Origin of the sequence: Roseibium sp. (assembly GCF_965233565.1) — a bacterium.
Taxonomy (GTDB): domain Bacteria; phylum Pseudomonadota; class Alphaproteobacteria; order Rhizobiales; family Stappiaceae; genus Roseibium.
In genome coordinates, this window is the sequence record NZ_OZ247494.1 from 2372725 (window position 1) to 2386876 (window position 14152).

The 14152-nt window shown below is 60.3% G+C and carries 14 protein-coding genes and 1 pseudogene; 6 read left to right on the plus strand and 9 right to left on the minus strand.

Going from position 1 to position 14152, the window contains the following annotated elements; translation table 11 throughout:
- The first annotated feature begins 59 nt into the window (after positions 1 to 59).
- Positions 60 to 2500 (plus strand): annotated as a pseudogene (locus tag ACO6TG_RS10835) (Tex family protein).
- Between the two features lie 188 nt (positions 2501 to 2688).
- On the opposite strand, the gene ACO6TG_RS10840 reads toward ACO6TG_RS10835, so the two are convergent.
- Entirely contained in the window at positions 2689 to 3234 is a 546-nt protein-coding gene (locus ACO6TG_RS10840; protein ID WP_422378190.1) for a CGNR zinc finger domain-containing protein, read from the minus strand.
- 84 nt (positions 3235 to 3318) lie between these two features.
- Between ACO6TG_RS10840 and ACO6TG_RS10845 the strand changes: the two genes are divergently transcribed.
- The gene (locus ACO6TG_RS10845) at positions 3319 to 4527 is read left to right on the plus strand and encodes an MFS transporter (protein ID WP_422378191.1); all 1209 of its coding nucleotides are present in this window, start codon (positions 3319 to 3321) and stop codon (positions 4525 to 4527) included.
- A gap of 49 nt (positions 4528 to 4576) precedes the next feature.
- On the opposite strand, the gene ACO6TG_RS10850 is transcribed toward ACO6TG_RS10845, so the two are convergent.
- The gene (locus ACO6TG_RS10850; RefSeq protein WP_422378192.1) at positions 4577 to 5356 is read right to left on the minus strand and encodes a hypothetical protein; all 780 of its coding nucleotides are present in this window, start codon (positions 5354 to 5356) and stop codon (positions 4577 to 4579) included.
- A 152-nt stretch (positions 5357 to 5508) separates the two neighbouring features.
- Between ACO6TG_RS10850 and ACO6TG_RS10855 the strand changes: the two genes are divergently transcribed.
- Positions 5509 to 6195 carry a DUF2270 domain-containing protein gene (locus ACO6TG_RS10855; protein WP_422378193.1) on the plus strand — a complete coding sequence of 229 codons (687 nt, stop codon included), beginning with the start codon at positions 5509 to 5511 and terminating at the stop codon, positions 6193 to 6195.
- 219 nt (positions 6196 to 6414) lie between these two features.
- A complete protein-coding gene (locus ACO6TG_RS10860; RefSeq protein WP_422378194.1) occupies positions 6415 to 6840 on the plus strand; it encodes a GNAT family N-acetyltransferase in 426 nt (141 codons plus the stop codon).
- A gap of 46 nt (positions 6841 to 6886) precedes the next feature.
- Here ACO6TG_RS10860 and ACO6TG_RS10865 read toward each other — a convergent pair whose 3' ends face one another.
- Entirely contained in the window at positions 6887 to 8128 is a 1242-nt protein-coding gene (locus tag ACO6TG_RS10865) for an NAD(P)/FAD-dependent oxidoreductase (protein ID WP_422378195.1), read from the minus strand.
- A gap of 185 nt (positions 8129 to 8313) precedes the next feature.
- Between ACO6TG_RS10865 and ACO6TG_RS10870 the strand changes: the two genes are divergently transcribed.
- Both ACO6TG_RS10870 and ACO6TG_RS10875 read left to right on the plus strand, forming a co-directional pair.
- Positions 8314 to 8961 (plus strand): GntR family transcriptional regulator, encoded by a 648-nt coding sequence (locus tag ACO6TG_RS10870; RefSeq protein ID WP_422378196.1) that lies wholly within the window; start codon positions 8314 to 8316, stop codon positions 8959 to 8961.
- A 15-nt stretch (positions 8962 to 8976) separates the two neighbouring features.
- Entirely contained in the window at positions 8977 to 9429 is a 453-nt protein-coding gene (locus tag ACO6TG_RS10875) for a GNAT family N-acetyltransferase (RefSeq protein WP_422378197.1), read from the plus strand.
- 30 nt (positions 9430 to 9459) lie between these two features.
- Here ACO6TG_RS10875 and ACO6TG_RS10880 read toward each other — a convergent pair whose 3' ends face one another.
- The 6 genes from ACO6TG_RS10880 to ACO6TG_RS10905 all read right to left on the minus strand — a co-directional run bounded on the left by ACO6TG_RS10880 (position 9460) and on the right by ACO6TG_RS10905 (position 14152).
- A complete protein-coding gene (locus ACO6TG_RS10880) occupies positions 9460 to 10128 on the minus strand; it encodes an aquaporin (protein ID WP_422378198.1) in 669 nt (222 codons plus the stop codon).
- Between the two features lie 4 nt (positions 10129 to 10132).
- Complete coding sequence (locus ACO6TG_RS10885; protein WP_422378199.1) at positions 10133 to 10630, minus strand: arsenate reductase ArsC; 498 nt, start codon at positions 10628 to 10630, stop codon at positions 10133 to 10135.
- 31 nt (positions 10631 to 10661) lie between these two features.
- On the minus strand, positions 10662 to 11015 hold the full coding sequence (locus ACO6TG_RS10890; RefSeq protein WP_422378200.1) for an ArsR/SmtB family transcription factor: 354 nt from the start codon (positions 11013 to 11015) through the stop codon (positions 10662 to 10664).
- A 55-nt stretch (positions 11016 to 11070) separates the two neighbouring features.
- Entirely contained in the window at positions 11071 to 12411 is a 1341-nt protein-coding gene (locus ACO6TG_RS10895; protein WP_422378201.1) for an MFS transporter, read from the minus strand.
- A 73-nt stretch (positions 12412 to 12484) separates the two neighbouring features.
- Complete coding sequence (locus tag ACO6TG_RS10900) at positions 12485 to 13315, minus strand: dipeptide ABC transporter ATP-binding protein (protein WP_094072413.1); 831 nt, start codon at positions 13313 to 13315, stop codon at positions 12485 to 12487.
- Positions 13316 to 14152 (minus strand): ABC transporter ATP-binding protein, encoded by an 837-nt coding sequence (locus ACO6TG_RS10905; RefSeq protein ID WP_422378202.1) that lies wholly within the window; start codon positions 14150 to 14152, stop codon positions 13316 to 13318.

The window sequence follows — 14152 nt, forward strand, 5'->3', positions numbered from 1 at the left end:
CGATTGAGGCGGCTTATCTTCGCGGCTCGGATTTTTCAGAAGCGAAAGCACCTTCGTAAATGGCAAGTGTTCCCACCCCTGACACCCCTCTTCCTGTCACCAAGGCACCTGCCGGCGCCGAAACAGCGCTGCGCATCGCACACCGGATTGCGGACGAAATCGGCTGCGAGGCTGGCCAGGTCAACGCCACCGTTCAGATGCTCGATGAAGGCTCGACCGTGCCCTTCATCGCCCGTTACCGCAAGGAAGCCACCGGAGGCCTGGATGACAGCCAGTTGCGCAAGCTGGAAGAGCGCCTGATCTACCTGCGGGAGCTTGAGGACAGACGCGTTGCCATCACCAGGTCAATCGAAGAGCAGGGCAAGCTAACCGACGATCTGACAAGAAGCATTCAGGCCGCAGAGACCAAGTCCCAGCTGGAAGACATCTACCTTCCCTACAAGAAAAAACGCCGCACGAAAGCCCAGATCGCCCGCGAGGCCGGCCTGGAACCACTGGCAGACCTTTTGCTCACCGATCCGTCAAGGGATCCGGAAACCGAGGCCACAACCTTCATTGATGACGGCAAGGGCATTGCCGACACCAAGGCGGCACTCGACGGGGCCCGCCAGATCCTGATGGAACGTTTTGCCGAGAACGCCGAGCTGGTCGGCAGGCTGCGCCGTCATGTCGAGGAGCGCGGCGTCGTGCAGTCGAAACTGATTGACGGCATGGCCGACAAGGGCGCCAAATTCGCCGACTACTTCGACTATTCGGAAAAATGGTCGAAGATCCCCAGCCACCGGGCGCTTGCCCTGTTTCGTGGACGCAACGAAGGCATTCTGTCCGTCGACCTGACGGTCGACGCCGATGACGTTTCACCGGTGCTCCCCGCCGTCAGGATGGTCGCCGACACCTACGCGATTGCCGATCGCGGCCGGCCGGCCGACAAGTGGCTGATGGAGGCCGCCCGCTTTGCCTGGAAGGTGAAACTTGCGCTTCATCTGGAACTCGACCTGATGGGGGTGTTGCGCGACAAGGCCGAAGAGGAAGCCATTCAGGTCTTCGCCCGCAACCTCAAGGACCTACTGCTCGCCGCTCCGGCCGGCGCCAGGGCGACGCTTGGCCTTGACCCGGGCATTCGCACGGGCGTCAAGGTGGCCGTGGTCGACGAAACCGGCAAGCTTGTCGACACGGCAACCATCTATCCGTTCCAGCCGCGCAACGATTTGACCGGTTCCAGGGCAACGCTCATGGCACTGATCGCCAAGCACAAGGTCGGCCTGATCGCCATCGGCAACGGCACCGCCAGCCGCGAGACCGATAAACTGGCCGGCGATGTGCTCTCAGACATTCCGTCCGCCCAGCGCCCGGTCAAGGTCATCGTCAACGAGGCCGGTGCCTCGGTCTATTCCGCGTCCGAACTGGCGGCAAAGGAAATGCCGGATATCGATGTCTCCCTGCGCGGCGCGGCGTCGATTGCCCGGCGTCTGCAGGATCCGCTGGCCGAGCTGGTCAAGATCGAACCGAAATCCATCGGCGTCGGCCAGTATCAGCACGACGTCAACCAGAGCAAGCTCGCCCGCGCGCTGGATGCCGTTGTCGAAGACGCGGTGAACGCCGTCGGTGTTGATCTCAACACCGCCTCCCCGGCCCTGCTGTCGCGCATTTCCGGTCTTTCCGACAGTCTTGCCAAGGCGGTCGTCGAACACCGGGACTCTATCGGCAGGTTTGAAAAACGTTCGCAGCTGAAGGATGTGCCGCGTCTCGGCGCCAAGGCCTTTGAACTCTGCGCAGGTTTCCTGCGCATCACCGACGGCAAGGAACCGCTGGACGCCTCCTCGGTGCACCCGGAGGCCTACCCTCTGCCAAGCGCATCGTGAAGGCCTGCGGCCGGGACCTGCGCCAGATCATGGGCGACGCTTCACTTCTGAGCGGCCTCGACCCGGCCGAGTTCACCGACGACACGTTCGGCCTGCCGACGGTGAAGGATATCCTGTCGGAACTGGAAAAGCCCGGCCGTGACCCGCGCCCGGAGTTCAAGACGGCGGCGCTCCAGGACGGTGTTGAAGAGATCAAGGACCTGAAGCCCGGCATGAAGCTGGAAGGCACGGTCACCAACGTCACCAATTTCGGCGCCTTCGTCGATGTCGGCGTGCACCAGGACGGGCTGGTGCATGTCTCGCAGCTCGCAGACTGTTTCGTCGACGACCCGCACAAGGTCGTCAAGGCCGGAGACATCGTCAAGGTGACCATCCTGGAAGTGGATGTGCCGCGCAAGCGCATTTCCATGACCATGAAGTCCCAGGCCGACTACCAGGGTCAGCGCGAACGGGGCCAGCAGGATCGCGGTGGCCGCGGACCGGGTGGTCCGGGAAGCAAGGGCCAGGGCGGACGTGGTCCCGGCGGCTCGGGACCGCGTGGTGGCAAGGGAGGGGCGCCAAAAGGATCCGGTGGTGATGGCGGCAACAATGCCATGGCGGCAGCCCTGGCCGCGGCCATGAACAAGAAGCGGAAGTAACCTAGGTAAAAACGTCCGCATCCACAGCGGGAAGCTCACCGCGTTCTCGCAAATCTTTCAGATAGGCGTTGGCTGTGATCACCATGAAAACGGCCTCCGCCAACAGTCCGAGTCGGTTTGAGAGCAGAAGAAGAACAAGACTGAATGAATTGATTTCCCCGGACGGTGTGGGATGGACTCGCCGTCCTCTATCCGGCTGGTTTTCCCCGCTCTCTCAAACGGTGTTGAGCCACGTTGAACCTGGTATTGCAGCGTTTGGAGCAGAATTTCTGGCGCCCCGCCTTGGTATGATCCTGAAAGATTTCCTCACAAGGCGCGGACTGGCAGACCCGAATGCGGTCCGGCACATGTTTCAAAAGAGCCAGAAAGCCGAGCATACTCCAGACTTCCAGGCGCCGAACCACAGGGATGTTCCGGTCGATCTGCAGAACTGGCGCGCCGTCTTCCGATAGGGACATTGTCCAGTTCACCTCCGGTATCCCCGCAAGTTGCGCCTGCTGCGATCCCGGGAGGCGCTCACCTTCTGCTGCCGCCCTGAACGCTGCCCGCAATTGGTCCCGGTGTGTGACGAGAGCCGATCCGATCTCTTCCGTAACCTCACCTTCCTCAAGATACCCGCCGAGGAACCGCGCCGTCTTCTCGTGATCCACCAGCAGGTCCACCGGATCGCGCATCGGATCGTAGGAGTTCACAAAGGCAATCGCAAAGGCCGCCGCTTCACTCAACCCATCCATTGTAAGTAATATTTTCATTTTAACAGATTACCAACCACGCTCAATCATGTTAGTAAGCGTCATTATACAAAAAGGCGCTTACAAATGAACCCCTACGATCAGTCCCTATTCCGCATGACAGTCGCCATGGCAGCATCCGGCCTCGGCATCACGCTGATGAAGATCGCCCTGCCCGCATTGACCGCCTCTCACGGCGGATCCCCGGCGAGGGTTGGCCTGGTTGCCGGCACAATCGCCGCGGCGTGGCCGCTCTTCGGCCTGACGGCCGGTTGGGTCCTGGACAGGTTCGGCAGGATCGCCGGTTTCTGGTCAGGTCTGTTTGCAGCGGGCTTTGCTGCCGCGGCCTTGCTGAGCCTGGCTGGACAGGACGCCAGCCCGGTCCTGCTCCTGTGCAGCCTTGGCCTCCTGGTCGGCATCGGCGAAGTGCTGACGGAGACTGCGGGGCAGACCATCTTGCCGGATCTGGTTGACCGAGACCGCTTCCATGACGGCAACAGTCTGCTGCAAGGGGTGAAAACTGTTTTCGCCACACTCCTCGCACCGCTGCTGATTGCACTTCTCCTGGGCGTCAGTCCCTTCTCGGTGTTCCTCGTGGCTTTTGTTGCAGTCGCGGTCAGCTTCCTGACCTTGCCGAAACCGCAGCGCATGACGCGTTCCGCACAAAAAGGTTTTGCCGGTTTTCTGGAAGGTGCCCATCTCTTGTGGGCGAGCCCGGATCAGCGACGGCTGACACTTCTACTCGCGCTGATGTCCGTTTCCTGGGGGGCCTGGATGACCTTGATCGTACCCTATGCGCTGTCCGAGAGTTTCCTGAACATCGGCACTGCCGGCATTGGTTATGTCATGACGGCCATGGGCTGCGGCTCACTCCTGGGCGCTGCCTGCTATCGCTGGCTGCGGAGCCGTCTGGGTGATGGCAGAACCCGCCTCCTGGACCCGGTCGCAACTCTCATATTCGTGCTGGTGCCGGCCGCCGGTCTCGGGCTCTGGCCTGTCCTGGCCACTGCCTTCTTTGCGGGAATAGGTGGCGTGACCTGGGCCATATCCATTGCCACCTATCAGCAATCGACCATCCCGGCGGGCTCACTTGGGCGCGTGGTCGCCGCCTATCGCTGGATCGGATGGAGCGGATTTTTCATTGGGGCCAGCCTTAGCGGATTTATCGCCAATGTCATCGGGTTGCAATTGGCGTTTCTGGTATTTGCTGCGCCGGCAATGGCTGCGCTGCTGGTCTGCGTGTTTTCAAAACGGGGGTCCCGGCAAGTCGCAGAAGCCAATCAGGTGCGTTTTTAAATCAACCACGTGTCTGGCTCGAACCGGCTCAATCTGGGGCAAATCACCTTCACGAGAACACTTCAACGTCCTTTGAAATCAATTCCCCCTGGTCGCGCAAGTCTCTCAGATAGGCTTCGCAAACAACCACCGAAAGCACCGCCAACGCCAACATATCAATGCAGCGCACACCCAGGTGAATAAGCGACCCCGGCAGATCGATACCTCCCTCGGAAGACACAGGTACGGGATTGATCGCGAACCCTTCCGCAAGGAACTGAACGGCCGCGGCAATCAAATTCAACGCAACCACACCGACCAAAAGACGTGGAAATTGATACCGGAACTGACGCCGCCCCCGGCGCAAGGCTTCACTTATGCCAGCCTGTGTTCCCACAAGCTTTGAGGGAAGCGCTGTACCAAATCCCAGCAACAAGAGGAGATAACTCGTCACCATGATGGGCAGAAGCAGCACAAGCATGCCTTCCAGGGAAGTCAACAGAGATGACATTCCGTAGATCACGCCGAAAACGGCGGCAAAACTGATCAGATAGAACGGCATGAAGATCAGCAACAGGTAACGGGCCGTAAATTGCCAAACGCTTTTCTTGGTTTCGGCTGAAGTTCGCTCAATCCCGAGCAGGAAAAGGCAAAACACATAAATCAAACCTGCTTCGGCAAAGGCTTCGCCAATTGTCAGACCGGTTTCAAGTGAAAACCCGGTGTCTTCGGCCTCCAGGGACTGGAGAACACCAATCACGAAAACGACGCAGAGATAAGCCAGCGTCATGCCACGGCAGGCGACAATTGCTGCGGCTGCACGCGAAATCGTACTTTTCGTTTCTGTCATTTAGCCTGTCTCATTCCCGTCAGGTCTGGCGGTATCGGACACTTTCAAGAGGAATGCAAACGCCACAGGCAACAGGTAGTTTCCTAAAGGCTCGACCACGCGCGGCTTTGCTTTTAAGCTTTTCCAAAATCAGCTGATGCGAGGCTAAGGGCATGACGGAGGAACGCCCCGACAAGGACTGGCCGAAACAGGACATTGAATCCGGCACACTGGGTGCGCTTGCGCATTTATACCGCGCAGAAGTGTTCCGCAGCACCCATTGGCGCACCCGCCTAGACAACACCACCAACTGGGCCGTGGTCACCACCGGCATTGCCCTGTCTGCCACCTTTTCCAATAAGGACGCCTCGCCGCTTCCGATGGTGCTAGTCGGATTGCTCGTGACCGTCTTCCTGATTTTCGAGGCGCGGCGGTACCGCTACTACAACATGTTCCGGGCCCGGGCCCGTCTCATGGAGTCGGATCTTTACGCTCCGATCCTCCACGGACGGAAAGTGCCGTGGTCCGGCGCGTGGAGCAAAATGCTCGCCGATGACTACGAAATGCCGCACTACCATATCAGCCTGGTCCGGGCCGCCGGACGGCGGCTCCGCTCCAACTATTCCTGGATTCTCGCCATCCAGGCTGTTGCCTATTACGGCAAGATTGCCATCCACCCCGAACCGCTGATCAGTCTCACCCAGGCGTTCGAACGCGCGTCCATCGGCCCAATTCCCGGTGCGCTTGTCATGCTTGCCGGTCTGGTCTTTCACCTGAGCTGGGTGATCTTTGCCTTTGTCACGCTGCGCCTCGACCAGACCTATCGCGAACAGCGCAAGTCCCCCATGCAGGGGATTTGAGACAACGACTGCCGAAAAACAAGGGAACGCGGCTTGGCGAGAGCCGCCGAGCCGTGGTAAAGCCGCGCCCATTCAACTCGGAGATTTTATGTCCTGACTTCTCGGGTGCCCGTCGGCGCCCCTCGCAAAGCCGCTTCCTGCACCCGGGATGCCTTTGCCGTACTGGAAGAACAACACCCGATCATGCCTCATGATCGGAACAGGACGATAATATCCAAAATGATCAGACCCTATGTCAGCGAAGACACTGACCGGATCCTTCACGTCTGGCGCATAGCCAGCGAATTCGCCCATCCATTTTTGAGCGATGCGTTTCACGATATGGCCGCCAGCGCCATCCGGGACACCTATCTGCCGCAGGCGGAAACCTATGTCATCGAAGTCGACGGAACCCCTGTCGGCTTCATCTCGCTTTTGGACAATCACATCGGCGGACTGTTTCTGGACCCGCAGTTCCACGGACGTGGTCTTGGCCGTGCCCTGGTAGACCACGCGGTCAGGCAGAAAGGTCCCCTCACGGTGGAAGTCTTCCGGGAAAACCGGATCGGACGCCGGTTCTACGACGCCTACGGCTTTGTTGAAACCGATGCCTATTTCCACGACCTGTCCCAGCAGATCAGCGTGAAGATGGCAATGAAGCCCTGAGCCAGAAGCGGCGGCCTTCCGGCCGCCGCTTCACTCCTTGCGAACGTTAGAACCGGTCGGCCCGGAACGGCGCCGGATCGACAAGAGGCTTCTCGCCGCCGATCATTGCGGCAATCATCTCGCCTGTAACAGCAGATTCCGTCAGGCCGTGATGCGCGTGACCGAAGGCGTAGTAGACCCGGCCATGTCCGCTCGCCGGTGAGATCACCGGCAGGCTGTCGGGAATGGAGGGCCGGAAGCCCATCCAGCGCTCACCGCCCTCCGTTTTCAGCTTCGGAAAGAACAGCCTCGCCTTGGCGATCATGGCGTCAACCCGGCGCCAGTTCGGCGGCAACTTCAAACCGCCGAACTCGACAGCCCCGCCAACGCGCAGGCCGATCGAAAGAGGTGTCAGGACAAATCCGTGTCCTGGCAGCATGATCATGCGCTTCACCGAAATGCCGGGCTCCGCCACGGTGATGTTGTAGCCCCGCTCGGTGTCGAGCGGGATCCGGTCGCCAAGCTGTGCGGCCAGATGTTTGGACCAGGCGCCGCAGGCGATCACCAGATGCTCTGCCTTGAACCGCTTGCCGTCCTTCAGCGAGACGGCGCACCCGGTCTCCGACGGTTCAAGCTGCATCACCTCGCCGATGTAAATCGTCACGCCTTGCCCCCGAAGCCAATCGGCAATCGACAGGCAGAGCTGTTTCGGTTCGTCCATCTGGACCCAGCCCGGCACGAAGGCACCGCCGATGACCCGGTCCGACAGATCCGGTTCCAGGTCGCGTAGCCGTCCCGGCCCGGCTTCCTCGATCTCGATGCCGTAGTCCCGCTGTTCGGCCCAGCCCCGGCGGGCCTTTTCAAGCGACGCCCTGGTGTCGAAGAGTTCAAGGCAGCCGTCTCGGCGCACCTGGTTATGGGTTCCCGAAACACGCCAGAGATTTTCCCAGGCAGGCAGCGCGGCACCGTTCAATGCCGCCAATGCCTCTGTGCTGCGGGCGACCTTTTCAGGCCTGGAGGCCGCCAGGAACCGCACCATCCAGGGCAGGATCTGTAGCGCATAGGCCGGACGGACAGTCAGTGGACCAAGCGGGTCTGCCAGCCATTTCAGCGCCTGTTTCCAAAGCCCGGGCGAAGCCAGCGGCGCGACGTCCGTCCAGGCGATTGCTGCCGCATTGCCCTGACTGGTTCCGGCTGCCACTCCTTCCCGGTCCAGAATTGTTACCTCGTACCCGCGCTGAATGAGGCTGGCTGCTGTTGCCAGGCCGACAATTCCGGCACCGATGACATGTACCCGTCCCTTGCTCATATGCCCCTCTGGTCCTGATTCCCGCTGTCGGAACTTCCGAAGAGTTTCAGAGCGCTGACGGCGCTGCAAGGCCATGTTTTGTCACGCCAGCACACGAGACGCATGAAAGGCCAAAAGACTCGTCCGCCAGGTGCATAACTGATATATCAGCCACACATCCAAATGAGACACGAGCGGCTTTTCAGATGTCCAGCAACCTCAGCCAATCCGCACAGGCCTATCTGCGACTTGAGGAAGAAATCGTCACACTGCGCCTGAAACCGGGGGAACCGGTGACAGAAGCCGGACTGACCAAGCATCTGGGTCTCGGACGAACACCGATCCGCGAAGCCATCCAGCGGCTGAGCTGGGAAGGCCTCCTTGTGATCCGTCCACGCCTCGGCATCATCGTTGCCGACATGAACCCCTCGGATTTTCTGAAAGTCCTGGAAGCTCGCCACGGCCTTGAACGGCTCGTGGCCGGACTCGCCGCACGCCTTGCCGGCAAGGAGGAGCGCCGCACCCTGGAAGCCTGTGCAGAGGATCTGCGTGAGGCAGCCGCCCGTTCCGATGTCGAAGACTACCTGCGCCACGACAAGGCCTTTGACGACGTCGTTGCGGAAGCCGCTTGCAATCCATTCGCCACCAAGGCACTGGCGCCGTTGCAAACGCAAAGCCGGCGCTTCTGGTACCGTCATTTCGGCGAAGAGGACCTTAACCCGGCAGCCTGGAGCCACCTGGAGGTGATGCGCGCTGTTGCCGCCGGCGACGAACGGGCCGCCCGCGAACATGCCGATAATCTGATGCTCTATCTCAGGCGGCAGGCGACAACTCTGGTCAGCGGACCGCAATAAGACAGGGAGCTGAAAATGTCTGTGGAGGTAACTTTGGTTCCTGCCGAGGATGAAGACAGCGTGGCCGCAGACATCGAGCGTCACCTGCTGGCCGCGCTCGCACGCTCAAACACCCAGAGCCGCAACGAGCCGTTTGTGCTGTCGGTGACATTGCCGGACGGAGACATGGTAGCGGGTCTGACGGCAGTCACTTCCTATGGCTGGCTGTTGATCAAGACGCTCTGGGTGAAAGACAGCCTCCGGGGCAAAGGGTTTGGCAGGCAGCTGGTCACAGCAGCTGAAACAAGGGGATTGGAATTCGGCTGTTCCAACGCCTGGCTCGACACGTCAAATCCGGCGGCGCATGCGTTTTACCTGAAGCTGGGCTACAGCGATTTCGGCGTCCTGGAAAACGACGCCGATACCTTTCCGCCCGAGCATCGTCGCTGGTTCATGAAAAAGAGGCTCCGCTCGGAGCCTCTTCCTTGAACAATTCCAGGCAACCCTGCAGTCCGGAGCTTACTTCTTTTCAGATGTGAGCAACCAGGAAAACAGGGCCAGCGCCAGGGCTGCTCCCGCCAGTTCCGCCACGATAAACCCGGGCAGATCCACGGGACGGATCCCGGCAAACGTGTCGGTGAAGGCACGCGAGATCGCAACAGCCGGGTTGGCAAAGGAGGTCGACGCCGTGAACCAGTAGGCGGCCGTGATGTAAAGGCCGACCAGCCATGGCACAGCCGCTTCCCGGAACCGGATGCCGGCCAGGATACTGGCCAGAAGCCCGAAAGTGGCCACCACTTCCGCCACCCATTGCCCCGCGCCGGTGCGCACCGTTGTCGAGGCCTGCCAGACCGGCAGCTCGAACATCACATGGGCGATCAGGGAACCGCAGATGCCACCCAGGATCTGCGAGGCGATATAGGCGCCGGCGACCGCCAGGCCCAGTTCCCGCTTGAGCCAGAACACGAAGGTGACGGCAGGATTGAAATGGGCACCGGAAATCGGCCCCAGAATGGTGATCAGCACCACCAGGATCGCGCCGGTCGGAATGGTGTTGCCGAGAAGAGAAACGGCGACATCATCGGAAAGGCGGTCGGCCATGATGCCCGATCCAACGACGGTGCCGACCAGCATGGCGGTTCCCAGCGCCTCGGCGGTGAGACGTCGGGAGAGACTGAAGTCTGACATTTGATTAATCCTGGGTATCAGCCGTTGCACCAATGGCGTTAAGCCGCGCTTTGCCGTCTTCGGCGGTGAAAACACTGTCGCCAAGGGCCAGCATGGCGTTGATGCGGCGTTCGAGACGTTTGTAGGCAAGATCAAAAGCTGCGCCCCGGGTGTCGTCATCTCCCTCGACGCCTGCCGGATCCGGGATGCCCCAATGGACAACGAGCGGATGACCGGGCCAGACCGGACAGGATTCCCCGGCAGCGCTGTCGCAGACCGTGATGATCAGGTCCATCTTGGGCGCCTCGTGGCCAGCAAACTCGTCCCAGCTTTTTGAGCGAAACCCGTCTGAGGAAAGGCCGTGCCGCTCCAGGCAGCTGAGCGCATCCGGGTTCACCGATCCGCGCGGTGTGGAACCGGCTGAAAAGGATTGGAATTTCCCCTGCCCGAGATGCCGAAACAGCGCCTCGCCTAAAACCGAACGCGCGGAATTGGCCGTGCAGACGATGAGTACATTACGCATTTGAATTTGAGCCCCACCTATGAACGTGCACTCAGCACGTTTCTTCCGTGTCACAGACTGTGCCAGCAGCCATGCTGGCGATCGGAGCGCAGAGCTCCGGATTTCCGCCGCAGCAATCCTGCAGCAGGTAGGTCACCAGCACCTGCATCGTTTCCAGACTGGCGCTGTAACAAATCGAGCGTCCATCCCGTTCAGCGTGCACGAGGCCGGAGCGGGACAGAGCGCCCAGGTGGGTCGACAGGGTATTTGGACGCACGTCGAGCGCTTCTGAAATGGCACCGGCGGACATGCCTTCTTTTCCGGCTTTCACCAGCAGGCGAAAAACGTCGAGGCGGGTTTCCTGACCGAGCGCTGCCAAAGCGTTCAAGGCATCTTCTTTTTCCATAATTCGAGAATACTCGAAATAACGAATAATGCAACCCTGAGCCTGAGACTTTTCGCTAGACGTCGCGAAAGGCAATCAGCGCATAGACGAATACCAGCCCGGCAAGCACCGCGGTCAGGCCGAACACAAGCGCATAACCGCCAAGGGCAAAGGCCGCACTGGAAACGGCAAGCCCGACGGTGCCGCCGATTGTCTGCGACGTCATGGCGATCCCTCCACCCTGACCGTGCTTGTGTTCCGGCAGAGCCTCCGAAATGGCCGCCCGGGTCGGTGTGAACAGGAACGGAAATGCGAGACCGGCCACCAGCAGACCAGGGGCAAACAGATAGACATCATTGAAGGCTTCTGTCGCCACAAGCCACAAAAAGGACAGCGCCAGAATGCCAAGCCCGATCAGCACCTGCTGCCGTTTTGGGATCTTGTCCGCATATCTTCCACAAACGACGGCCGCTCCGGGCTGAAGTAGCGGCGCCAGCATCACCACAACACCCGCCAGGAACGGGCTGAGGCCGAGCTCTGTCTGCGCGTAGAGCGCAACAAACACAAACAGCGGCATCTTGGCGTATTGCGCCGTGAAAATGGTCAGGTTGCTGCCGGTGAAGACCGGGCTTGCAAACAGATCGACTTCGATCAGCGGCGCCTCCAGAGACCGCTCCACGCGCCAGAACACGCTCAGGAACACCATGCCTGCGGCGAAACTCGCCAGGATCAGCGGATCGAGCCAACCCTGGCTGTCCGCCTCCATCAGGGCGTAGACAAGACAGAACATGCCTGTTGCAATCAGCCACAACCCGAGCAAGTCGATCCTGCGGCCGGCCGGGCGCTTCACATCCCGCCATGTCAGCGTCACGACGACGGCGACGGCAATCGCCACAATCGGATTGATCCAGAAGATCCAGCGCCAGGACAGGAAATCCGTGAACAGACCGCCAACCAGGGGTCCAAGGGCCAGAAAGGTGGTTCCGACGGCACCGCTGGTCGCAATGGCGGCGCCCCTCACCTCCTTCTTGAAGGTCATGGTGATCATGGCCAGGAAGATCGGGAAAATGATCGCCGCCCCGAGCCCCTGAACCGCCCGCGCCCCGATCAGAAAGGCGCCGGACGGTGCAAACCCGCAGGCAATCGAGCAGATCGAAAACAACGCCAGACCAACAAGAAAGACACGCAGGATCCCGAACAGATCCGCAATCTTACCGCCCACAGCCACGAAACAGGCGAAGCTCAGAAGATAGGCATTCACCACCCAGTGGGCTTCATTGTTGGAGAGGCCGAATTCCTTCTGGATGGTCGGCAGCGCGATCCCGACGACGGTTTCATCCAGCAGCACCAGGCCGAGCACGCAGCTGACAGCCCCCAGAAGCCACCATTTCCGGTTCGTTTCGCTGATCAAAGACATGAAAAGGCTCCCGGCTTTCACCGGGAGCCTACACCACTTGGCAGAACCGGACAGCTCCGGTCAGCGTCTAATTTCAGGCAGCCTTGGCGGCCAGACGTTTTTTGATGCTTTCCACATCTGCGCGCGGTGTCGCGGCAAACAGTGTCTTGGTGTAGTCGTGCTGCGGATTGTCGAAGACTTCGTCCCGCGTGCCGTATTCCACCACCTCACCGAAATACATCACCATCACCTTGTCGGCGATGTAGCGCACCACCGACAGGTCGTGGGAAATGAACACGTAAGTGAGGTTCATTTCTTCCTGAAGATCGGCCAAAAGGTTGAGGATCTGCGCCTGGACGGAGAGATCGAGCGCAGAGACCGGCTCGTCGAGCACCAGAAGCTTCGGCTTCATGATGATTGCGCGGGCAATGGCGACACGCTGGCGCTGACCGCCCGAGAACATGTGCGGGTAACGGCCGTAATGCTCCGGCTGCAGGCCCACCTTCTCCAGCATCTGAAGGGCCAGGTCTTTCCGTTCGGCCGCCGGCATATCCGTGTTGAGCAGCAGCGGCTCCTCCAGAACATGACCGATCTTCTGGCGCGGATTGAGCGAGCCATAGGGGTTCTGGAAGACGATCTGCACCTTCTGGCGCATTTCCTTCGAGATACCCGTCTTGGAAATGTCGATCGGCAAGCCGTCTATCTCGATGGAGCCGGAGGATTGCGCATCGATCATGGTCAGCATGCGCGCCAGCGTGGACTTGCCACAGCCACTTTCACCGACCACGGCCAGCGTGGTGCCGCGTTCGACATCCAGATTGACAGCCTTCACAGCTGTCAGCGTGGACGCCTTCTTGAACATGCCGCCCTTGATGTCATAGGTCCGGTAAAGGTCGCGGACCTTGAGGATCACATCTTCTGACATTTAGAAACCTCCCGCTTCGGCAAAGTCGCTGACGGTCGGCAACCGGTCGCCGGTGGCATTTTCCGGCAAGGCCGACAGCAGCGCCTTGGTATACGGGTTCTGCGGGCTTTCGAAGAGCGAGAGCACATCCGCCTCTTCCATCTTGCGGCCCTTGTACTGAACGATCACGCGATCCGCGGTCTCCGCCACGACACCCATGTCATGGGTGATCATGATAAGCCCCATACCGCTTTCCTGCTGCAGCTGGACCAGGAGGTCCAGGATCTGCTTCTGGATCGTCACGTCGAGCGCGGTGGTCGGCTCGTCGGCAATCAGGAGCTTCGGCGAACAGGCAATCGCCATGGCGATCATGACACGCTGGCACTGGCCACCGGACATCTGATGCGGGAACGCATTCACGCGTCCGGCCGGATCGGGAATGCCGACCGAGGTCATCAGCTCGATCACCTTGTCCTTGATCTGCCTGCCTTTCAGGTCCGTGTGTGCCTTCAGTGTTTCGCCCAGCTGGAAGCCGACGGTGAAACACGGGTTGAGGCTGGCGATCGGCTCCTGGAAGATCATCGAAATGTCCTTGCCGATCACCGTGCGGCGGGCCTTGGCCGACAGGGTGCGCAGGTCGAGGCCTTCGAACTCCATCTTGTCGGCCGTGATCGTCGCTGTGTCCGGCAGAAGACCCATAGTCGCCAGCATGGCAACGGACTTGCCCGAACCGGACTCGCCCACGATCGCCAGCACTTCACCGGCATCAACCGTGTAGTCCACACCGTCCAGCGCCCGGAACGGCCCCTTGGCGGTGTCGAACTCGACCCGGAGATTTCTGATTTCAAGAAGAGACAT

Coding starts and splice junctions, on each gene's coding strand:
- ACO6TG_RS10865 (WP_422378195.1), bottom strand. CDS start 8,128: ATGAGCAAGGGACGGGTACATGTCATCGGTGCCGGAATTGTCGGCCTG.
- ACO6TG_RS10845 (WP_422378191.1), top strand. CDS start 3,319: ATGAACCCCTACGATCAGTCCCTATTCCGCATGACAGTCGCCATGGCA.
- ACO6TG_RS10875 (WP_422378197.1), top strand. CDS start 8,977: ATGTCTGTGGAGGTAACTTTGGTTCCTGCCGAGGATGAAGACAGCGTG.
- ACO6TG_RS10895 (WP_422378201.1), bottom strand. CDS start 12,411: ATGTCTTTGATCAGCGAAACGAACCGGAAATGGTGGCTTCTGGGGGCT.
- ACO6TG_RS10860 (WP_422378194.1), top strand. CDS start 6,415: ATGATCAGACCCTATGTCAGCGAAGACACTGACCGGATCCTTCACGTC.
- ACO6TG_RS10905 (WP_422378202.1), bottom strand. CDS start 14,152: ATGTCTCTTCTTGAAATCAGAAATCTCCGGGTCGAGTTCGACACCGCC.
- ACO6TG_RS10840 (WP_422378190.1), bottom strand. CDS start 3,234: ATGGATGGGTTGAGTGAAGCGGCGGCCTTTGCGATTGCCTTTGTGAAC.
- ACO6TG_RS10880 (WP_422378198.1), bottom strand. CDS start 10,128: ATGTCAGACTTCAGTCTCTCCCGACGTCTCACCGCCGAGGCGCTGGGA.
- ACO6TG_RS10890 (WP_422378200.1), bottom strand. CDS start 11,015: ATGGAAAAAGAAGATGCCTTGAACGCTTTGGCAGCGCTCGGTCAGGAA.
- ACO6TG_RS10850 (WP_422378192.1), bottom strand. CDS start 5,356: ATGACAGAAACGAAAAGTACGATTTCGCGTGCAGCCGCAGCAATTGTC.
- ACO6TG_RS10885 (WP_422378199.1), bottom strand. CDS start 10,630: ATGCGTAATGTACTCATCGTCTGCACGGCCAATTCCGCGCGTTCGGTT.
- ACO6TG_RS10870 (WP_422378196.1), top strand. CDS start 8,314: ATGTCCAGCAACCTCAGCCAATCCGCACAGGCCTATCTGCGACTTGAG.
- ACO6TG_RS10900 (WP_094072413.1), bottom strand. CDS start 13,315: ATGTCAGAAGATGTGATCCTCAAGGTCCGCGACCTTTACCGGACCTAT.
- ACO6TG_RS10855 (WP_422378193.1), top strand. CDS start 5,509: ATGACGGAGGAACGCCCCGACAAGGACTGGCCGAAACAGGACATTGAA.